The sequence below is a fragment of the Pseudochryseolinea flava genome (genome assembly GCF_003286915.1).
Taxonomy (GTDB): Bacteria; Bacteroidota; Bacteroidia; order Cytophagales; family Cyclobacteriaceae; genus Ohtaekwangia; species Ohtaekwangia flava.
In genome coordinates this window covers 218,129-238,863 of record NZ_QMFY01000004.1, presented here as the reverse complement: position 1 = coordinate 238,863, position 20,735 = coordinate 218,129, and the positions used below count along the sequence as shown (strand labels likewise).

General features: G+C 45.2%; 15 protein-coding genes. 1 reads left to right on the top strand and 14 read right to left on the bottom strand.

Translation table 11 applies throughout. From position 1 onward, the window contains the following. Nucleotides 1-14 precede the first annotated feature (14 nt). From DQQ10_RS10545 to DQQ10_RS10490, 12 genes are all read right to left on the bottom strand, one after another. On the bottom strand, nt 15-1,553 hold the full coding sequence (locus tag DQQ10_RS10545) for a PorP/SprF family type IX secretion system membrane protein (RefSeq protein ID WP_112746824.1): 1,539 nt from the start codon (nt 1,551-1,553) through the stop codon (nt 15-17). A gap of 10 nt (nt 1,554-1,563) precedes the next feature. Then, nucleotides 1,564-7,251 (bottom strand): PKD domain-containing protein, encoded by a 5,688-nt coding sequence (locus tag DQQ10_RS10540; protein WP_112746823.1) that lies wholly within the window; start codon nt 7,249-7,251, stop codon nt 1,564-1,566. 190 nt (nt 7,252-7,441) lie between these two features. Continuing rightward, entirely contained in the window at nt 7,442-8,434 is a 993-nt protein-coding gene (locus DQQ10_RS10535) for an NAD-dependent epimerase/dehydratase family protein (protein WP_112746822.1), read from the bottom strand. A gap of 24 nt (nt 8,435-8,458) precedes the next feature. Then, on the bottom strand, nt 8,459-9,373 hold the full coding sequence (locus tag DQQ10_RS10530) for a glycosyltransferase family 2 protein (protein WP_165823881.1): 915 nt from the start codon (nt 9,371-9,373) through the stop codon (nt 8,459-8,461). After that, complete coding sequence (locus tag DQQ10_RS10525) at nt 9,370-10,548, bottom strand: glycosyltransferase (protein ID WP_165823880.1); 1,179 nt, start codon at nt 10,546-10,548, stop codon at nt 9,370-9,372. Before DQQ10_RS10525 ends, DQQ10_RS10530 begins: the two co-directional genes overlap by 4 nt. 37 nt (nt 10,549-10,585) lie before the next feature. Beyond that, a complete protein-coding gene (locus DQQ10_RS10520; protein WP_245970367.1) occupies nt 10,586-11,701 on the bottom strand; it encodes a sugar transferase in 1,116 nt (371 codons plus the stop codon). Between the two features lie 6 nt (nt 11,702-11,707). Then, nucleotides 11,708-12,097: a response regulator gene (locus DQQ10_RS10515; protein WP_112746819.1), complete on the bottom strand. Its 390-nt coding sequence runs from the start codon at nt 12,095-12,097 to the stop codon at nt 11,708-11,710. A gap of 235 nt (nt 12,098-12,332) precedes the next feature. Further along, nucleotides 12,333-13,439 (bottom strand): AMP-binding protein, encoded by a 1,107-nt coding sequence (locus DQQ10_RS10510; RefSeq protein WP_165823879.1) that lies wholly within the window; start codon nt 13,437-13,439, stop codon nt 12,333-12,335. Nucleotides 13,440-13,499: 60 nt separating this feature from the next. Next, nucleotides 13,500-14,324, bottom strand: a complete 825-nt coding sequence (gene menB, locus DQQ10_RS10505) for a 1,4-dihydroxy-2-naphthoyl-CoA synthase (protein WP_112746817.1) — start codon at nt 14,322-14,324, stop codon at nt 13,500-13,502. Beyond that, complete coding sequence (menD, locus tag DQQ10_RS10500) at nt 14,308-16,041, bottom strand: 2-succinyl-5-enolpyruvyl-6-hydroxy-3-cyclohexene-1-carboxylic-acid synthase (RefSeq protein ID WP_112746816.1); 1,734 nt, start codon at nt 16,039-16,041, stop codon at nt 14,308-14,310. Before menD ends, menB begins: the two co-directional genes overlap by 17 nt. Nucleotides 16,042-16,115: 74 nt before the next feature. Next, nucleotides 16,116-17,324, bottom strand: coding sequence for a chorismate-binding protein (locus tag DQQ10_RS10495; RefSeq protein ID WP_112746815.1), 1,209 nt, complete (start codon nt 17,322-17,324; stop codon nt 16,116-16,118). Nucleotides 17,325-17,350: 26 nt separating this feature from the next. Continuing rightward, nucleotides 17,351-17,773, bottom strand: coding sequence for a hotdog fold thioesterase (locus DQQ10_RS10490; protein ID WP_112746814.1), 423 nt, complete (start codon nt 17,771-17,773; stop codon nt 17,351-17,353). Between the two features lie 84 nt (nt 17,774-17,857). On the opposite strand from DQQ10_RS10490, the gene DQQ10_RS10485 reads away from it, so the two are divergent. Next, nucleotides 17,858-18,481, top strand: coding sequence for a histidine phosphatase family protein (locus DQQ10_RS10485; RefSeq protein ID WP_112746813.1), 624 nt, complete (start codon nt 17,858-17,860; stop codon nt 18,479-18,481). Here DQQ10_RS10485 and DQQ10_RS10480 read toward each other — a convergent pair. Together DQQ10_RS10480 and DQQ10_RS10475 are read right to left on the bottom strand one after the other, a co-directional pair. Beyond that, complete coding sequence (locus DQQ10_RS10480; RefSeq protein WP_112746812.1) at nt 18,460-20,001, bottom strand: tetratricopeptide repeat protein; 1,542 nt, start codon at nt 19,999-20,001, stop codon at nt 18,460-18,462. The two genes, DQQ10_RS10485 and DQQ10_RS10480, sit on opposite strands and share 22 nt — an antisense overlap. Continuing rightward, on the bottom strand, nt 19,931-20,734 hold the full coding sequence (locus DQQ10_RS10475; RefSeq protein WP_112746964.1) for a zinc ribbon domain-containing protein: 804 nt from the start codon (nt 20,732-20,734) through the stop codon (nt 19,931-19,933). The genes DQQ10_RS10480 and DQQ10_RS10475 overlap by 71 nt, the downstream gene beginning before the upstream one ends. Nucleotide 20,735: the final 1 nt, after the last annotated feature.

Below are 20,735 nucleotides of genomic sequence, written 5' to 3'. Positions count from 1 at the left end.
AAAATCAGTATTCATTACTCCATCGTAAATAACCATACCTCATGGAATGGTCTGCGCAATCTATATTGATTTCTCACTTTTCGTGCTTCATCAAGATCATATGAAGAGAAAATGTAAACGTAGTACAAATTGTTCTTCGGATTGATTGCAATCGTGGCATCCGTGTATCCCTTTTGATGTAAATCTTGAGAATAGTGGATGGCGTTGTCCATGATTTTGAATGCACCAGCAACCACATAATGGCCTGTCGCTAACGAGAAGCTTTTCGCGGGCTTAGAAACCTTTTTCGCGGGTGGTTCCGTTGCAGATGTTGCTGGGGTGGTATTCTCTTTTCCAACGTTCGCTGGGTCAATCACGTTACTCTTTGTTGGTGCAGGGCTGGTTGCAACATTGTTGTTCGCAGGAGGTGTTGGCCCCGTTGGTGTTATTGGCGTAACATCAGCACGCCCTGGTCTTGCAGACCCTTTAGCAGGACCAGCAGGATTAGACTCAGAAGGTTCTGCTGTCGGCGTACGATTTCCTTCCGTGCTACTTGCGGCTGTGTCAATATTTTTGATGCTATCGTTGCTAGGTTCTTCATCTAGTACTTCGTCGGCCTTCTTGGCAAGCGCAGCAGAATCGATTTGAGGAATATTCTTCTTTGATTTTTTTGTAATGAGTTGGTCTTCGCGTTTTTTTCCGAGCCTCAGCGATAAGTGCAACTCATGGGAACTGCTGCTGATGAAGTTTTTGTCTGGCGGAGGCAACTCGTAACTATAGCTAAAACGAATCAAGCTTTTAATGTTCGTACCGATGAAAAATCCCAAACCTTGGGTTTCGTGATACGATGCACCAAGCCAAAGCTTGTCTTGATAATACACAGTTGAAGCACCTTCCCAGGCATTAAGCTTATCCGTTGATTCACGGTATAAAAAATACGGTTCGATGGAGATTGGTCCGGAACCAAAATGATGGCGATAGCTAATCGAATAGAGTCGATTGTCGAGGGGAGAAAAGTTTACTTCGCTGAAACTTGTTTCACTAAAGGTGTTGACATCAAATAGTCGCGTCAACGCGAAGCCTACACGCAATCCTTTGTACACATAAAGTGCGCCGAAGTTGCCATCGACATAAAAGCTGTTCTGCATCGCAGCTTGAATACGCGGATCAGTTTCATCATACTCGCCTTCGTCAAGCTTCAATGTGTTTGTGCCCACGCCACCAGAAATTCCGAAACGAATACCGTGACCATCAGCGATGGGAACTGCATAGCCGAAGGTACCCATAAACGATGTGTTGCGCACGGCTACAACTTCGTCTGATACTATACTCGCGCCAAGAGAAACTCGGTTTTTGCTAGCGTATTGAAAATTTGCACCGAACGTGGTGGGGGCATCGTTAAAGTTCGCCCATTGTTTGCGATAAACTAAATAAAGCTCGGTACCATTAATGCCTGTATAACCTGGATTGAATAGATACGGATTGAAGAAAAACTGCCTGAAGGGTGCTGGCGTTTGAGCTGCACAAAGCTGGGCAGTCAGTGTAAACAGAATAATGGGTAGAAATCTTTTCATTCTTTTCTATTTATCGAACAATGCGCACACCACCGGTGGTTTGTTGCCCGTCACTGCACTTGATTACGTAATAGTAGGCGTCCTCTTCGAGCTTCACACCGTTCGATGTGCCATCCCAACTATTGTCATAAGACGTCATTTCAAAAACTTTCTTTCCAAAGCGTGAATATATTGTGAGCTCACAACCCTGGTACATTGACACCACTTGTGTTGGCCATTCCCATGTTTGTCCTTTCTCATCACCGTTAGGGGTAAACACTTTTGGAATGATCAAAGAGCCCTCTTCGATCGATACCACAATAGTAACCTGATCAGTATGTGTTGCGCCGTCGTTATCGGTTACGGTAAGCGCGAAAACATAAGTGCCTTCGATCAGATCAGTGACGTCCAGTTCAGCAAATGTTGTATCTGAAAGAGTAGCAGGGAGATCTGTTACTTGTACCCATGCAAAAGAAGAGATTGTACCATCTGCGTCGGTAGAGGTAAGTCCATTCAATGTAAGACTGTTCTCCGGTAACGTGAGCAGGACATCGTTGCCCGCATGCGCCACAGGAGTCTGGTTTGTGGGGGTAGATGTCACTACAATCGTAGCTTCGTCGGTAGCTTCCGCGCCCTTGTCGTCAGTGACGGTTAGTTTGAAAACGTAGGTCCCGGCTTGTAGTCCTTGCACGGTAATCACTGAATCAGTGGCGGTAGGAGGGGTTACTCCACCGGGTGAATTTGGTTGCAATTCCCACAAGTAGGAAACGATTTTCCCATCTGCGTCAGATCCTAATCCCGTTAACTTCAATTCGTCCACTGGAAGGACAACATTGAAATCTCCACCAGCAAAGGCTACGGGGAGTTGGTTCGCATTTACAGTCACTGTGAGCTGATCAGAAGTTTTATCACCTCGATTATCAGTCGCTTCTAGTTTAACGATATACGTCGCCGCATTGTCTGGGAACGTAATGGTTGTTGTTTCATCATTATTTGGGGTGAACACAACGCCGGTACTTGGTGAAGCTGTCCAGAGTAAGGTCGTAATAGTACCATCGCTATCTGTTGCAGTCGCTGTTACCGACAGTGTCGCATCGGGAGACGAAAGAACTTGATCCTCGCCAACGTTGACAACCGGTGGATTGTTTGCAGGTTGTGGATGGACTGTAATTTGAACATCATCAAATGATTTCTCGCCTTGAGGATCTGTTGTTTCTACTCTAAAGGTATGCACACCTTGTAGCAATCCTGTTACCGTTGGTTGTGCGACATTGTTTGGTGTTGGTACTGCTCCTGCTGCGGGCGATACGCGTGTCCAAAGGAAGGTAACGATTCCTCCTTCGGGATCAGTACTTGCCGATGCATCCAACGTCACGTCTCCATCGGGGAGCGTGGTCTCAGCGTCAGGACCTGCGTTTGCTACCGGTGGTTGATTCGGAAGTGGTGGATTCACACGAACGTTTACCTCATCAAAACCTTGCGCCCCTAAATCATCTGTTACCGTAAGTCTGAAGATGTACGTCCCTTCCGCAGTCAGCGATGATGCGGTCAATGTGTTCGATGCTTGCCCTGCCAGTGATGGCGCAGTAGGAGGCGTTCCTTCTATGGTCCAAGCGTATGTCATCGCTTTTCCTTCTGGATCATTTCCGGATCCGGCGAAGACAGCATTATTGTCTGGCGCGAATATATTCTGATTGTCACCAGCGTCCGCGGTAGGGGGTTGATTCGCAGGCTTAGGCTGAACGCGAACATTCACTTCGTCAAAACCTGTTGACCCATCATCATCGGTTACGGTCAAGCGGAAAACATAGATTCCTTCGACGAGTCCCGAGATGTTGATATTCCTATTGTTTTCGTTTGCAGCGGTAATTGGGTTAGCAGCACTTGCAGGAAGTTCGATCGTTTCCCAGAAATATCCAGTCGCGTCACTTACCGCGCCATCATTGTCTGTCGCTGATCCTTTCAGCGTCGTAGACGTTTCACCTGGCAAAGTTAAGACTTGGTTATTACCGGCATCTGCGATCGGCGGAAGGTTAGCTGGTACCGGTTTAACGGTGACCTTCATTTCATCGAAAGCAATCGCGCCATCTTCGTCAGTTGCTGTAAGACGAAATACGAAAACACCTTCTGTTGGTATTCCTCCATTTTCGATACGCACGGTCGTTGCCGCCTGTGTGTCAACAAAAGGATCAACGCCTGTGTTAGGCACGACGAGAGTCCATTTGAATGTTGGCGCAGGGCCATCGATATCAGATCCGGAACCATTAAGCGCCGCAGTTGAATTAGGCAGCTCTATGATAATGTCGGGACCTGCACTCACTGTTGGCGGAATATTCGCTGGCGCCGGCTTCACAACCACACTGACTTCATCCTGACCTTGGGCACCTTTCGTGTCCGTCACGGTGAAACGAAATACATAGGTGCCCGCGATTAAACTCGAGAACGTCACGTTGTTTTGATCTAAAGCCGTGGCGTTAGCCGTGTTAGGTCCGCTCACTTGCGACCAGAGTACAGTTGCTATCCCGTCACTATCCGTACCTGATCCCGCAAGTGCTACAGAGCTCTGCAACGGTAGTTGACGCTGAACGTCAGTACCTGCATTCGCAGTAGGTGGTGTGTTTGGCGGTTCAGGGTTGACCGTAATAGTAACCTGATCCACGGAAGTGACACCGTCATTGTCCGTGACTTTCAAACTGAACACATAGATCCCGGCGACCTTGAAATTATTAATGACTGTTGAAAAAGCGTTTGGTGTTACGATTTGCGGAACATCAGCGAGAGCAACAGGAGGTCCACTCACTTGTTCCCAAAGTCTTGCAGCTACGGTGCCATCAGGATCTGAGCCGGTACCATCAACTTTTACAGAAGACGTAGGAAGTTCAATCGATTTATCTGGACCAGCGTTGGCAACGGGAGCTTGATTCATTGCGTTCACAAAAATCTTTACTTCATCCGTCGCTGTACCTCCACGATTATCGGAGACTACCAATTCGAAACTATACGTGCCGGCTTCAAGGTCACTTACGTCGAGATTCTGGAGGTCTGGATTACTTAACGTAAATCCTACAGCAGGTGGGCCTGCGATGTAATTCCAGTGATAGCTCACGATTGTACCATCTGTATCTGTACCAGACCCAGCAAGCGTAGTTGCATCGGTTGGGAGTTCCAATGTTCTATCTGGGCCCGCGTTTGCGGTAGGCAATTGATTAGGTGGTTGCGGCGCCACGGTAATTCTGATCTGGTCGGTGGCGGTAGCGTTGTCATCGTCACGTACAGTTACTGAAAACACGTAGATACCGTTTATCGTGAAGGTAATAGTAGGATTCTGAACTGAAGTACTCGAAAAACTTGCGCTAGGTCCGCTCACTTTAGCCCATGTATAGCTTGAGATTGTTCCATCGCTGTCAGTTGCATTGGCACTCACCGGAGCTGTGTTCGTGGGGAGCGTAATCGTGAAATCTGTACCAGCGTTAACAGTAGGAGGTACGTTTGCCACTGGGAATACTGTCACCGTTACAAGGTCGGAACCAACATCACTGTCATCGTCACCCACGGTAAGCTCGAAGGTATATACACCTGGTAAGGTTAAGTCGCTGAGCTGTGCTGTGGGTTGATCTCCATCTGTGATGATCACTGTCTTTGGTGTAGTTCCTTGTTGTTTCCATTCATAGGTAATAACAGATCCATCGGAATCTGTTCCACTGCCAACAAGTTGAGCCGTTGTTATTGGCAAAGTAATCGTAATGTCCGCTCCAGCATTGGCTACAGGAGGGTCATTGGGCGGTGGCGGTAGTACCTGAACCAGTACCTGGTCAGAGCCTTTCGACCCACGATTATCTGTCACCGTTAATGTGAAAAGGTGATTTCCAATTGGAAGTGCTGAGACAACTGTCGATGCTGAGTTCGGACTTGCAATGTTGCCAATTGGACCTTCCCAAAGATAGCTGACGATTGTACCATCGGCGTCGGTACCAGCGCCAGTCAATGTTGTTTCATCAGTAGGTGATGTGATCACGATGTCTGCGCCAGCGTTTGCAGTAGGGGGACCGTTAGGAGGCTCGGGTTTTACGGTCACGATCATCTGATCGTTATCTGAAAGTGGTGTAGCATTGTTATCTGTAACTTTCAGCGTGAATACGTATACACCTTCACCCAAACCAGACACACTGGTTGTGGCGGCATTTGGTGTCCCGATGATCGGTGGAAATCCAACTGGAAATCCTGGTTCGACAGTCCACTCGTAGGCGGCAATGGTGCCGTCTGAATCGGTGCCACTACCAATAAGGTTTAATGAAGTCGTAGGCAAATCAATGGTTCGATCGGCTCCCGCGTTAGCAACCGGTGCTGCATTCGGTGGCGGTGCACTCACAACCACAACGGCCTGATCTGTTCCCGTAAGGCCGTCGTTGTCGGTTACTGTTAATGCAAAGGTGTAGCTTCCTGGTGTTACGATATTGCTCACCACAAGATCTTTTGTAGTAGCGCCGGTAAGTGTAACGGCAGCGCCACCAGTCTGAGTCCAAGCAAAACTTGCAACAGTCCCATCGGAATCTGTGCCCGAGCCATTCAGCGTAACCGTACTGGTTGGAAGCGTAATAGGTTTATCAGGTCCTGCGTTTGCTACTGGCGGGAACTTAGGCGGAATCGGGTTCACTTTTACGACAACCTGATCCGTCGTTTTTAATCCTGTATTGTCTGTTGCTGTAAGTGTAAAAGTATATGTTCCGGCGACTAAACCGGTGAAGGTCGAAGTCACCGCGCTGGATGGAATTCCACCAGGTGTATTTGGTCCGACTACGGTCCATTCTGTTGATGCAACAGTACCATCAGGATCTGTTGCAGTTCCGTTGAGTGTAACGTTAATGTTCGGTCCGATAAGTTGTAATGTTTGATCAATACCTGCGTTCACCACCGGAGGCTTAGGTCCAGGGTTGTTTCGCTTGATGCTGAGAAACCACTCGTAAAGATTGGGATTGTGATAGGTATGATCTGTTCGATATCCGCGATCCCAACAGCCACCGTGACCAACACCAGGATAGGTTGTCCATAATGGGCTACCGCCAGCGGTTCTCATACCCAGTATAGGATTGAGTCCAGCGTTCAATGGAATTGCTGTGTCGGATTCGCCGTGGAAAGACCATACTGAAATTTTTCTACTTTGAACGACGCCTCCATCCGTTCTGGAAGCGCGTCCGCACATGACACCAATCGCCGCCCAAACATTTGGGTCGTTATCAGGGAAACATGCGCTGAACCATGTACCTTCTCCGCCCATACTCAACCCAGTACAATAGAGGCGGTCGGGGTCGATATTGTAATTCTGTAACGCCCATCGTACGAAAGGCATCACATCTCCCTTCCACGACCACTTGTTGGTTTGTGGGGAGAGGACCATGAAATATTCTGTTTTACCATTGACTGTAAAGCCCATGGTGTGCCCGTTCTTGATATGCTTCGGAGGACCGTTGCCCAAGATCTTGTTAAGATCACTTGCCGTGCCTAGACCACGCTCACCAGAGCCGTGGAGAAAGATAATACAAGGAACTTTAGGACCAGTTGGACTGTAGCCTGGGGGAAGATATTCCCAATAGCCTTTTACATAAAGGCCAGCGGCAACAGGGGTTTGTCTCTGCGTATGCTGCGCATATGATTGAGCTGTTCCTACCAGGAGCAGTAACCACACAAGGGCAGTGAGGAGAAGGGTAGAGGTTTTTTTCACGGGACAAAAAGAAATATAAACTTACTATATTTTATTCGTCTGGCGGTGAAAAAGTCACCATAATGTGTGGGAGTTCGTGTTAAATGTCGAAGAAAAAAAGTTGAACTTCAGAATATTCCGGTAAAATCCCGTTGAAAAAAATAAGGATGGTTTTCGCCATCCTTATTTGCTCACATTATCATGTGGTATGTTACCAGCCCTCAGGCATGTTCTTTCTGATTTCTACATTGTTAAACTCTTGGCTCTTGCGTGCACCAACCACTTTCGCCCAAGACGCCATCTTCTTAATCCCTTCGTCGAGCGATACGGCACCGTTTGTTCCGAAGATACGATGTGCTTTGGCATGGTCTGAATATGCATGCACTACTTCTTTACGCGCTTGAAGATATTTCGTGTTAGGCTGCGCATTAAGGTGCTTGCAAACGACACCAACGAGTTCATTGATGGTATATGGCTTGTCGGCACCGATGTTAAATACTTCGTTATATGTTTTTGGATTGTTCACACAATTCGCGATTGGAATAGCAACATCATCGATATAGCTAAAGGCACGCGTCTGCTCTCCGTCACCAAAAATCGTCATCGGCTTGCCCTGCATGATTTGGTTCATAAAGATACCGATCACGTTTCTATACTTATCACCAATGTTTTGATTCTCTCCGTAAACGTTGTGAGGACGGAAGATTACATAATTCAAACCGAACATGTGGTGCGCTGCTTTAAGATCTAACTCCACAGCATATTTAGAAACACCATATGGATCTTCTGGAATTGGTGTCATGTCTTCCGTCATTGGAAGCTGACCAGGTCCGTATACGGCGATGGAAGATGTAAAGACGAAACATTTTACTTCAGCCTTTACCGCTTCATTGATCAGGTTAATGCTTCCGATCAAGTTTGTTTCGTAATTGAAGCGACGAATGAAGTGAGAAAGGCCCTCTGCTGCATAAGCGGCGAGGTGATATACGTAATCGAACTTGTATTTCGCAAATAACTCAGAGATCAACTGATGATCCGTTACAGAACCTTTTACAAATACAGCACCTGCGGGAATGTGGTCTTCAAAACCGCCACTAAGATCATCTAAAACGATTACGTTGTGTCCGAGCGCTAAACAATGACGCGCTACGTGTGATCCAATAAAACCAGCACCGCCGGTAACAAGAGAGTTAATTTTGCTCATGAATGATAAGTGATAAGAAGGTTGTTATAGGTTGCTATATTTTGTCTTGCTGATATTCCACAGCACGCCTTTGAAGAAATTTTTCAAATGTGTAGTCTGTCCCTTGGCGATGTATTTCAATACGCTCTTTGGAACAATCAGAAAAGTATAAAATAAACTGAAGAGGAAGAAATTGAAGCTGCTCGAGTTACGCTTCATAAATAGAATACGATTTCTGTTGTGATAATATGCTTTGATCGCGCTTTCTTTTCCCATCGTAATCGATTCCTTGTGGTAGATTACGGCCTCAGGCTGGTAGTAAATTTTGTATCCAGCACGACGGATGTGTGCAGACCAATCCAATTCCTCATAATAAATGAAAAACATTTCAGGAAGCATGCCCACTTTCTGAATGACCTCTTTCTTTACAAGCATAGCCGCGCCATGAGCGTACGCAGTGTAGCGTCCTTCATTGTACTGACCACGATCTTCTTCCTTGCCGCCAATAACAGCGTTGCGCCCAGTGATCGGATTGATCTCTGTAAAGCCAGCATACTGAATGATCGTTGGATTTGAGTGATAATAAATTTTTGGACTAACCACGCCAATAGATGAATCGCGATCGAATGGCTCAAGAAGTTTTTCTAATAAGTTCGGCGTTACTTCCGTGTCGTTATTGACGATGAAGAAATAATCACCTTTGCCGGCCACAATACCTACATTGTTACCGCCTGTAAAACCTAAATTTTTATCGTTCACAATAAGCTTTACATGCGGGTAATTTGCTTTGATGTGCTCGGTAGGGTTTTCTTTCGAGGCGTTGTCGACCATGATGATCTCGTAATTTTTGTACGTGAGCAATTTGGTAGACTCGATGAATTCGCAAGTAACTTTGAGTTGGTTATAATTCAGAATGACAATGGAGATCAGTGGCTGCTGTTGTGACATAGAGAGACTCATTTGTTAGGTTTATCAATATTGACCTCGATATTATAATGCGGAGTATGAATGAATTTTTTGTTTGCACCTTTCAACCTGAAAAGCAGCAAGAACATTCTAAAAAATATGCCAGGTACTTTCAGAAATGCTTTGAGTAAATCCAGGGTGTAATATTCGCGTGGAATAGAGATGGCAATCGATAGGAACATCAATGCAGAGAAGGTTAACCATATTTCGTAGCCGAAATAGAGATACGCTCTGACGAAGAATAAGGCAATAGTAAGAATGCCTAACAATCCGATGTTCACCAATCGCGGTAATTGGATGTTACGCAGCACGGCACTGTTAAAGAAAGTGAAGTTTCCTTCGAAGAAGGCCTTCATTCCCTTTCCAAAATATTTAGCGAGGTAGTGATATTGACTCGAGATCCAGCGCTTGCGTTGATTTTCAAACACCTGATCCTTTTGCACTTTTTCGTCAAGTACGCCTGCTGATTTTAGATACGCGACCTTTAAGCCTCGTTGGAGCAGTAGCAATTCCATTTCACGATCGAATCCACCAACGGATGTCATCCCGAGAAGGATATCCTTAAACGTATGGTAATTCACCGAAATCGCCGAGCCACTGATGGAGCAAGAGAGCCCCAATGCAACCGTCCCCTGGCGATATACATGGTTATTGATGGCTTCACTAAGGCCATCCAAAAAGGATAGTTCGTTTCCGGTATTCTTCGCGAGGCGTTGACCTTGCACAGCTTCATAGCCAAGTTGATGCGCTTCGTTTATTTTCGTCAGGAAGTCGGCGTACATCACGTTGTCCGCATCGAGAATGACAGCGTAGTCATAACCCTCACGACGCTTAAGTGCCTCTATTAACGATTTTACTTTTGTGCTGACGTCGAATTTAACTTCCTCGACTTCGATGGGAAGTTGTCTCAGTTTTTGAAGTGTTTCAGGTTGCAGAGAGTCCGCAATGACGACGACCTTGTAATGTTCTTGCGGGTAGTGCTGCTGTAGTGATTTTTCGGCTACACTTACAATAACACTATCATCCTTATACGAAGGTATAAAGACCACGAACTTGAAAAAGTTGTCGGATTTCGTGGAGCGCGGTTCTCGGTAAAAGAGGCCCGCTACAGAGAAAACAAAGGTGTACGCTACTACATAGAAGAAATAGAGAAGCAATAGCGATTCCAAAATCGTTATAAATACCACAATTTGAGGACTTTAGAGATTATACCTTTTCTTTTTGTAAAAGTGCAGGAAAGGTAGAGAACAAAATCTTAATATCCAGCCAAAAGGAGTTTTTCATCGCGTATTCCATGTCGAGTGCGATACGTTCCTCTGGGGACATTTCGCCTTTTCCTCGCTTGGTAACTTGCCAAAGACCTGTGATACCTGCAGGAGCCAAAAATCTCCAAGCAATCTGATCTTTCGTTAATTGCTCTGCTTCATATAACGGAAGCGGACGATTGCCAACAAGTGACATGTCGCCTTTGAGCACGTTAATCAATTGCGGAATTTCATCAAGGGATGTATTTCTAAGGATGTTTCCGATGCGTGTGATGCGTGGATCATTCTTGATTTTAAAGAATACGCCGTTCCCTGAGCCTTCTGCATACTGGTTGAGGTGCTCGAGTTTTTTTAATTCGGCATCTGCACCAACGCGCATGGATCTGAATTTATAAAAATCGAAGATCTTATAGCCTGCACCAGCACGTTTGCTGATGTACCAGATTGGTCCCTTCGATTCTAATTTGATCAAAATCGCGATTAAAATTAGGAGTGGAGAAAGCAATAGAAGACCGGTAGCCGACACCATGATGTCGAACGTTCTCTTGAGAGCCCAAAGCTTGATCTTAGGAACTTCATCGAGTGATTGAACGACTGCGTATGGCTTGTTGCCACGCTGATTCTTATAATTCTTAAGTTTTTTGATGAATTCAATACGCTTCAGAAAAGCATATGTAATAGAACCGTAATGATATTCGTCAGCACCAATTTTAAATGCTAGATCCTTAACGGCTTGATCAAACTTAGGCGTATAGAGAATAAAAGGAATAGCTTTCTGACGCGCTAGTTCTTTCAAACCGTAGATATCTGTCGAAAGATTGGCGGGATTGACGAGCACAGCGTCGTGCGTCATGCCTTCAACCTTGATCTCATCAATAGCTTGGCGGATTGTAGAGTTTGTAAAGAATATCTTTTCCTGTATGTATTCGTGCTCTGGAGTATAATCAGTCGAATCAATACGGATGATATGTTTGGTAAATACGGGCACTTGGGTCTTTGATTCTGAGACCAAAGATAACGGAGATTCGTGAACTTCGAATTTTACAGCTACATCCATATGAAATTAATTTGCCATTACTTTTTGTCCTTGAAATGCTAGTGCGCGGTCAACTTCAGCCACAAGCGACTGAGGTTCAAAGGGCTTTACCAAGTAGGTAAAAGCGCCCAACTCCAAGCATTGCTTACGTTTGCTAGCATCCTCATACCCCGACAGGATGATTACCGGGATATTTTTGAACAGTCCACTGTTGCTGAGATTTTCCAGAAGTTCAAGTCCGTCAAGCGATGGCATCTTTAAGTCGGAGATGATAAGATTAGGCAGGTTTCCATCGGATAACCATGACCAAGCCTCCATTCCGTCATTCATGATGACTACTTCGTAACTGTTCTTAAGAATTTTCTCTAAAAGCCAGCATAGAGGAACGTCGTCCTCAATAACCAATACCTTCTTCATGGTATTATCAATTTAAATACCTTTCAAAAATGCTGCTTTAAAGTCCAGGGATTAAAATAAGGGCAGGATCTTTAAAGCCAACTAAAAAACTAGACAAGTCAAAGCTAAATAATTTTTTTCAATCAGATGTAACCTTTTAGTTCAATTTAATTTAAAAGTCACCTCCCTTAGCACTGATTTCATCTAAAATTCATGTCTAAACACATCTTGATACCTAAATTTTAAGGCCAGCCTTTTATTTTTTAAGTGTAAACTTTTGTAAGGTTTTGTCAATATTTTGAACACTTCTCAAACGATTGATTTTGCCTGTTTGCGTCGTTTCAAATGTATCGAGCACAATGACTTCCTTCGGAATGGCGTAAGCCGGAAGTGACTTTCGTAGTTTTTCGCTTAATGTTTTTTGATCTTCGTTCGAAAAAATATGTCCCTCCACAAAAAGTACCACCTTCTCACCCAATCTTTCGTCGGGTTCTCCTGCAATGAAGTAACGTTCTGGGTAATGTAATTCACTAAAAAAGTCGCCGACTACATCTTCAACCTCTTCCGGCATGATCTTAACGCCACCACTATTGATTACATGATCGTAGCGACCCAACCATCGGAAGGTGTCTTGGTCAAGAATTTCCACGATATCATTGGTGATAATCTGTTCTGTCAAATACGGCGCATCAATGACTAAACATTGCCGGCTATCAGCCTCGATTTTTATTCCTGGTAACACGTTGAAATTTGTGCTGACGTCTTTCCCGTTCAGCTTTCTCAGGGCTATATGCGAAAGTGTTTCCGTCATTCCGTAAGTAGCATAAAACGTTGTTGATAACGGTTGTAGCGCTTTGATAGTAGCAGGATCTAAAGGCGCACCACCAACTATACATATAGCTGTTGCGGGAAAAGTATGAGGCGAAGATGCCAACACAGCGGTGACTTGGTAGGGAACAAGTGCAACAAAATCGAAGTCGGGGTGATTTTGCAACGGATTGGCTACTGGCGTCGTCGCATAAATCTCCATTTGTGTTACGAAGCATCTGACCAGCATCATTTGACCTGCGACGTAACGCGTGTCGAGACAAACGAGTGCACGGAACCCTTTACGTAATCCCAATGCCTCTTGCGTCATGGTCGCGCTGGCAATCATTTGATCACGCGTAACGGTTATCTTTTTCGGTGTCCCCGTTGATCCACTGGTTTGGAGCGTAAACGTGTTGTCGGTCGAAAACCACCGTCGGATAAAAGCAAAAGTATGATCTTCAAAACTATCATGGGCAACAGCGTCCCTTTCGAGGATGTGTTTTATTGAGACCTTCCGGCCGTTAACGGTAATGAACGTCGGGACGTGTTCCATGATCATTGTAGGGTAATTGAAGGTAGCCCTACCGTTGTGTTCAATATAATATGTTAATGACTAAGGGAATTTAGGATATTTTGACCAGTCCGGCGCACGTTTTTCAAGGAAGGCATTCTTTCCTTCTTTGGCTTCATCACTCAAGTAGTAGAGTAGTGTAGCGTTTCCAGCAAGTTCCTGGATACCTGCTTGTCCATCCAATTCGGCGTTAAAGGATGATTTCAGCATGCGAATAGCCAATGGACTTTTTGCAATGATCTTTCTAGCCCAATCAACGGTTGTTTCTTCAAGCATGTCGAGCGGAACTACTTTGTTCACTAATCCCATGTCGAGCGCGTCCTTAGCATCATACTGATCGCAGAGGTACCAAATCTCGCGCGCTTTTTTCTGTCCGACAATACGGGCCAGGTAAGATGCACCGAAACCACCGTCGAAGCTGCCGACTTTCGGACCAGTCTGACCAAAGCGAGCATTCTCTGCCGCGATGGTAAGGTCACACACAACGTGCAGCACATGTCCACCACCGATGGCCCAGCCTGCAACAGATGCAATCACAGGTTTAGGGATGGTTCGAATGATGCGTTGTAAGTCTAGTACGTTAAGACGAGGAACGGTATCTGTACCGACGTAGCCGCCGTGACCACGAACGCTTTGATCACCGCCACTGCAAAATGCATTACCTCCTTCGCCTGTGAGAATAATTACCCGAACATCAGAATCGTCACGACAGATGTTCATCGCGTCAATCATTTCTTTTACCGTGAGTGGCGTGAACGCATTGTGAACATGCGGCCTGTTGATACTGATCCGTGCAATCGAATCGAATTTTTGGAAAAGTATTTCCTGATATTCTTTTACCGGTTTCCAATCAAATTTGGCTTTCATAACTGTCCTTTATTTTCTGTTTAAAATTCTCAAATATGTTTTTGTTCGACATCAAATCGGTTTCTACCTCCAACACTTTCGTACGGCCATCGTGATAGAGAAAGTCATTCAAAAGATTTTTCAGTTTTCTTGGGTGGTCAAGTTTTAAATGGTCGAAGTCGAATTCTTCCGTTAGTTTTTTTGCCGTGAGTCTCTGACGCGTTATGAAAAATTCTTCCGCCTCTGGTTGCGCCCCTGGGCCGTCGATGATACCAAAAATAATTCCGCCATGATTATTCAGAAGCACAATGCGGAGGTTGGGTAACGCGTAGTTATGCCAGAACGCATTTCGGTCGTAAAAGAAAGCCACATCACCCGTGATCAATACGTTCATTGTCTTGTTGCAGAGCGCGTGTCCAACCGCTGTACTTGTACATCCATCAATGCCACTGGTGCCGCGGTTAGAAAATACCTGTATATCTTTTTGTTCTGCTTGAAGACCAATGAAGTTTGCATACCGCACGCTCATGCTATTGGCGAGATGTACATTGCATGATTGCGGGAGACGATACATGATCTCTTGAACTAATTCAAATTCGCCAAACTCTTTCTGTGGAAAATACTCTTGAATACTTCTTCCTGCACGACGCTCTTCGACTTCCCATAACTGCTGGTAGTTGCTTTGTTTTTGACTGTCAAAATTTTCAGTTCGGGCTAGTGTCGATGCGAAAGAAAAGAATGCACTTGGCATTGCGTCAATCCTATGTGTAAGCGTTTGATAAGTGTCCGTTGAAATGCCTGCGGGTTGAATGTGCCAATGTGCTTTTGGTTTATGCTGACGAAGAAAGACTTTAAGATTTTTTGAAATCACAGACTTGCCAAAAGTGATTAACAGGTCTGGTTTAAGTCGCTGCTTTATTTCATTCGGCGCATGCCCTAAGAAAGCATCACTATATCGCACCGTTGATGACATGCCGTGCAAGTTTGAAAGAATATCACCAACCACTGGTACGTGGTGTTGTTGAATGAATTCTTCCATTGACGTTTGCAATGAAAGGTCAAGCTCATGCTGACCCGCAACCACTAATATATTGGTAAACTGCGACCATTGATTTTGAATAAAATCTCGCTGCGCCGATGAAAGGTTGAATTGCTGCGGGATGTCTTCGATAACGCGCACATTTTCGGTAAATCCAATGCTTTCTCCTTTCGGGTAGAGCGGTTCCTGGAAGGGGGCATTGATGTGTACCGGACCTTTTGGTTCCTGCATGGCGAGATTGATCGCTTCATTGACGATACGATTGATGGCCCATAGGCTGTCATCGTGATCGTACCGCTGTGGGAGTTGGTACGAATGCTTCACATGTTGCCCGAATATTCCTGGTTGGAATATGGTTTGCCCGTCGTGCTGCGCGATCCATTCGGCGGGTCGATCTGCTGTGAAAATGACAAGGGGCGTATGGCTGAAGAATGCTTCGGCTACGGCAGGCGCGAAATTATAAGCTGCGGTCCCTGACGTGCACAGTAATGCCACCGGATGTTTCAGTTGTTGAGCAATTCCAAGTGCTACAAAGGCAGCGCTTCTTTCATCGCTGAAAGTTCGGGTTTCTACTTCTGGGTGTCTGGCAAACGCTAGCGTGAGTGGAGCACATCGAGAACCTGGACAAAGCACAACTTGCTTCACGTTCTTTTCTGCGCAAAGCGCTGCAATATCATAAATGGGTTGAAAACGATTCATGTTGATTTGCGGCCACAAGCCGGTGCGAATATGCAGAGGAGGGAAGGAAAATCAAAGGTGCGTATCGTCCAATACTACGATTGATTTTTAAGTACATTCAGCAGGGTGTTGAATTTGATCTCCGTTTCCGTCCATTCATGCTCTGGAATCGAATCCTCTGTCACACCAGCGCCAGCATAAAGCAGGGCGCCATTATCGAGCAGCTTCAAGCAACGGATATTGACAAATAGGTTTATGTCCTGATTGATATTTACGGGCCCTAAATATCCTGCGTAGAACTCTCGGTCGTAACCTTCATGATCTTTCAAGAACGCTTGAGCGGACTCTAATGGCATACCACAAACCGCAGACGTAGGGTGCAACAATTCAAGCATCACTGAGCCTAATTGAGGGAAATTGATGGCATTCATATCCACAGTAAATTCCGATTTAAGATGCATCAGATTTCCAGCAATAACAGTCTTTGGCCCGTGTTCATCGTACTCTCGTACACGGATTTTTTTGAAGCAGCTAATGACATAACGTTCTACCAGTGCTTGCTCTTCAATTTCTTTTTGTGTCCAAGCGACTGATTTAAGATTGATACCTTCTTGGAAAGGTTTAGTGCCGGCAAGTGCTACGGTACGGAAAATGCTTTTGGTTTCGACACTCACCAATGCCTCAGGAGATGCGCCTAGCCAGCTTCCCGTCTCAGGTGAACTTACAAATGATACTAACGCCGATGGGTAGGCTGTACATAGTTTTTGAAAGGTGTTGACGATGTCAAAATCTTGCGGCAAAGAAATTTCTTTTGTGCGAGAGGGCACGATTTTTTGGAGTTTGCCTTCTTCTATGTCAGCGATTCCTTTTTTAACTAATGTCGTGAAATCGGTCTGCGTAGCGGGTGAGTTATTCTTACGCGGCGTAGCGAAAGGTTTGCTTTTCGTCGTTTGTGGCGTAGCTTTTAAAAACTCCTCAAGCCAAGTGAGTGATGTAATTTCTTGCGGCGTTTGAGGAGGTTGTAATTGTCCGTCGGTAAACCTGAAAATATGATCAGCTTCGAGATAAATTCTTTCTTTTGATCGGTCGAAAGGCGCGAATAAAAAGCCAGCGGATAAGTCTTCTAATAACGCGTCGGGTTTTAGAATTTGATGCTTGCGAGAGAGTACAAGATATCTCGTTTTGTCATTGGGAAGTTTCCATACCGCAATAGCGAAATTGCTTTGGAAGGCGTGGTTGAGAAAAAGCGACAGATATTCAGTTTCAGAGCGGGTTGAAAGGGAAACCGAAAGGGTCGTATTCATTAGTGATGCTGCTATGTTTTAAAATATTATTTATCGAGCACGGCTAACGTTATTCTGCTAACGCATACGAGTTCATTTAGTTCGTTCGAAATGCGAATTTCCCAAACTTGTGTTTTTTTACCAACGTGGATAGGTTTGGTAACGCCCTTTACGTACCCATGACGTACGCCTTTCAAGTGATTTGCATTAATTTCAAGTCCAACGCAAAATTGTTTTGCTCTGTCAACACATAGCATCGCGGCAACGCTCCCCATGGTTTCGGCGAGGGCCACGGATGCGCCGCCGTGGAGTAGACCCATGGGCTGATGTGTTCGGGCGTCAACCGGCATACGTGCTTCTAAGAAGTCGTCACCGACGGCTACGAACTCAATCCCCAAATGTTCAGTAAGCGTGTTTTTAGACCAAGCGTTGAGTGCTTCTATTGTCGCTACTTCCTTAAAGATCCCCATGACACAGTTCTGTATAATCGTTTGGCCTAAGATGGTAATTTACTGGCCTTGATTAACTATTATTGCGCCCAAAATAGCGCAAAATTGAGCAGTAAAAAAATCTATTTGATCCGTCACGGCCAGACGGATTACAATCTTAAGAACATCGTGCAGGGGAGTGGGGTGGATACGGATTTAAATGACAGAGGAATGGCGCAAGCACGCGCTTTCTACGAGGCATATAAGCTTGTACCCTTCGATAAGATATACACATCGGCGCTAAAACGGAGTCAACAATCTGTTGCTTCCTTTATTGACTCAGGAATACCACACGAAGCTTTGGCCGGTCTTAATGAGATAAGCTGGGGAACAAAGGAGGGGCATAAGATCACGCCTTCGGAGGATGAATACTATCATTATATGCTCAAGCAATGGCAGTTGGGTAATACGACGTTGAAAATCGATAAGGGAGAAAGTCCTGACGACGTTGTAGCGCGAATGAAACCTGCCATGGAACACATCATGGGCAAGGAGCATGAGAACACCGTGCTGATCTGCATGCACGGCCGCGCCATCAGAATATTGCTTTGTTATTTGCTGCGTTATCCATTAAAAAGCATGGACATGTTCGAGCATGAAAATCTTTGTCTATACGTGTTGAATTACACCGGGTCCATGTTTTCGGTGGAACGTTATAACGACCGAGATCACTTGCGTTCTTTGAGGTGATCGAGCGCAAATTTAGCTTTGCTATCAATGCTGTTCTTGTACTCGTGATTTTTATAGCCAATAGCTTTCTTGAAATAGATTTTCGCGTTGGCTTTATCGTTGGCTGCGACGGCCATGTAGCCTAGTTGTAAATAGGCGTTGGGCGCATAATACCAAGGCTCTTCCTCTGCAGTGATGGCTGTTTGCAAGTAAAGTTGTTGTGCGTTTGTAAGGTCTCCCGTTTTATGGGCTAGCCTTGCCTTACGGTAAAAATATTCGACCTGATCTCGCTTTGTTTTTAATTCATCGCCTCTTATTGAGGCCATAAGATTAGTTGCATCCTCGTAGTATCCACCGTCGATGGCATATCGGATCTTTGTAAGTTTGACGTGTGGAAGGTCAGCTGTTAAAGCACGTTCGGCATAGCGATCGGCTTCGGCAGATGCTTTTCCTACTGTTTTGGCTTGCTTAAACATTGCCTTCGCATCATTTTCATTTCCGTTCAGGAGGTAGCAAAGCCCGATCTTGTAGTGAGCATCCTTGATGTAGTTTTGACCATCGTAGTGGTTGATGAACCATCGGAAAGAAGCGATCGCGTCAATATAGTCTCCCTTCTGCAGGTATACTTCTCCTTTGAGATAATCAGCATAATATATCGGCTCTTCACTATGTTGCTTTTGAAGCGTATTTAAGTATGTCAACGCGATCTCACTTTGTGCATTTTTAATTGCAAGAGAGGCGCCGATGAAAAGTGCGAGCTTGTTGTTCGGTTTTTCATTCAGCAATTCATGAATGGTATGCAAGCCCACCTCGGGATGTTGTAATATGAAGCCTTGAACGACTGCAAACAGAAGATCAGATTCGAAAGCCAGTGCGTGATCCGATTTACGGATATCTTCTAGTTCCTTGATGCCATCTTCTGTTGACGCTTCAATGTTCATCATTCCCAAAATCCAGTTGTATTTTTCTGGAATCGAGCCGATGATGATTTGCATTAACCCCGAGGTCTTATTGATGGCTGTGTATTTTGGAAACCTAGTTCTGATTTCTTGTGAGGTGTGATACGCTTGTCGCAGGTTGAGGGCCGCTTCAAACTCATGTCCATATTTTAAGTGAACGAAACTCCAGTGTAGGGCAATTTCGGCTTGGAGGAATAAATCATGTGGCGACCGGAGTTTTGTTTTCCGATCGAGCAATGCCTCGAAGTGGTTCTCATATTCCGGGTAACGTACGGCATCTTCGGTGATCAATAATTCAAGCGCTTCCGCCAAGGACGTCACGTAATGCTCTTCGACAGTCTTGGGATTTGGAATAAGGGTAAGCGCTTCTTGTGTTTGGAAGTTGAGGACTAGGTCGTACGCCTTTTGCGTATTGGCATCGAACGACCATTCTTGTGCTGCTGCAGAGAGGGAAGCACATAAAAAAAGGCAAGCGAGAAAGCCTGCCTTTCGATAAAAATGACCTGTGATGTTATTCAACTTTCTTTCTTCTTGTTGGAGCCACAACCGGAGTTTTGGCAGTTTTAGGTTTGTCGCCTTCATCGAGGGTATCCATGTCTACGTCCGCTAAGATACGACCTGAATGTTCATCAATCACAATTTTCTTTTTCTCGCGAATCTCGGCAATTTTTTGCGGCGGGATCACGATGTTACAGCCTTCAGCAGCACCGCGCACAACACGCACAACAGCTAAACCATTGGTAAGGCTGCCGCGAAGTCTTTCGTAATATTTGAGGAGTTTGTCTTCGATCTTCTTCGTTGCTTTCTCACGCTCAGCCAACAGCTTCTTCTCTTCTTCCTGGCTTTCTGCAAGGATATCGTTCAATTCTTTCTTCTTGTTGTCGAGGTGGTCACCGCGTTCCTTGATCAAGGAGTTGGTTTTTTCGATCTCGTCTTTCTTCTGCTGGATACTGTCTTTTCCTTCTTTGATCTTCTTCTCGCAAAGTTGAATTTCGAGTTCCTGAAGTTCTATTTCTTTGGTGATGGCATCGAACTCGCGATTGTTTCTAACGTTCTTTTGCTGTTCGGTGTATTTCTTGATAAGCTTTTCAGCTTCTTTGATTCCTTCTTTGTACTTCTTGTTACCTTCTTCGATATCCTTCAGCTCGGCCTCGAAACGGGTGTAGCGAACTTTGTACCCTTCAATTTCGTCTTCTAGATCTTGCACTTCATCGGGAAGGTCGCCGCGGAGTTTTTTGAGTTCGTCTAGTTTGCTGTCAATGGACTGGAGTTTTACAAGCGCTTCAAGCTTCTGAGCAACTGATTGATTTTCCATC

Bases quoted from the DNA above. Each gene is read 5' to 3' on its own strand.
- menB (WP_112746817.1), bottom strand. From the start codon at position 14,324: ATGAAAGCCAAATTTGATTGGAAACCGGTAAAAGAATATCAGGAAATA.
- DQQ10_RS10480 (WP_112746812.1), bottom strand. From the start codon at position 20,001: ATGAAGGCGACAAACCTAAAACTGCCAAAACTCCGGTTGTGGCTCCAA.
- DQQ10_RS10510 (WP_165823879.1), bottom strand. From the start codon at position 13,439: ATGGAACACGTCCCGACGTTCATTACCGTTAACGGCCGGAAGGTCTCA.
- DQQ10_RS10515 (WP_112746819.1), bottom strand. From the start codon at position 12,097: ATGAAGAAGGTATTGGTTATTGAGGACGACGTTCCTCTATGCTGGCTT.
- DQQ10_RS10545 (WP_112746824.1), bottom strand. From the start codon at position 1,553: ATGAAAAGATTTCTACCCATTATTCTGTTTACACTGACTGCCCAGCTT.
- DQQ10_RS10475 (WP_112746964.1), bottom strand. From the start codon at position 20,734: ATGGAAAATCAATCAGTTGCTCAGAAGCTTGAAGCGCTTGTAAAACTC.
- DQQ10_RS10495 (WP_112746815.1), bottom strand. From the start codon at position 17,324: ATGAATACGACCCTTTCGGTTTCCCTTTCAACCCGCTCTGAAACTGAA.
- DQQ10_RS10535 (WP_112746822.1), bottom strand. From the start codon at position 8,434: ATGAGCAAAATTAACTCTCTTGTTACCGGCGGTGCTGGTTTTATTGGA.
- DQQ10_RS10530 (WP_165823881.1), bottom strand. From the start codon at position 9,373: ATGAGTCTCTCTATGTCACAACAGCAGCCACTGATCTCCATTGTCATT.
- DQQ10_RS10520 (WP_245970367.1), bottom strand. From the start codon at position 11,701: ATGGATGTAGCTGTAAAATTCGAAGTTCACGAATCTCCGTTATCTTTG.
- menD (WP_112746816.1), bottom strand. From the start codon at position 16,041: ATGAATCGTTTTCAACCCATTTATGATATTGCAGCGCTTTGCGCAGAA.
- DQQ10_RS10490 (WP_112746814.1), bottom strand. From the start codon at position 17,773: ATGGGGATCTTTAAGGAAGTAGCGACAATAGAAGCACTCAACGCTTGG.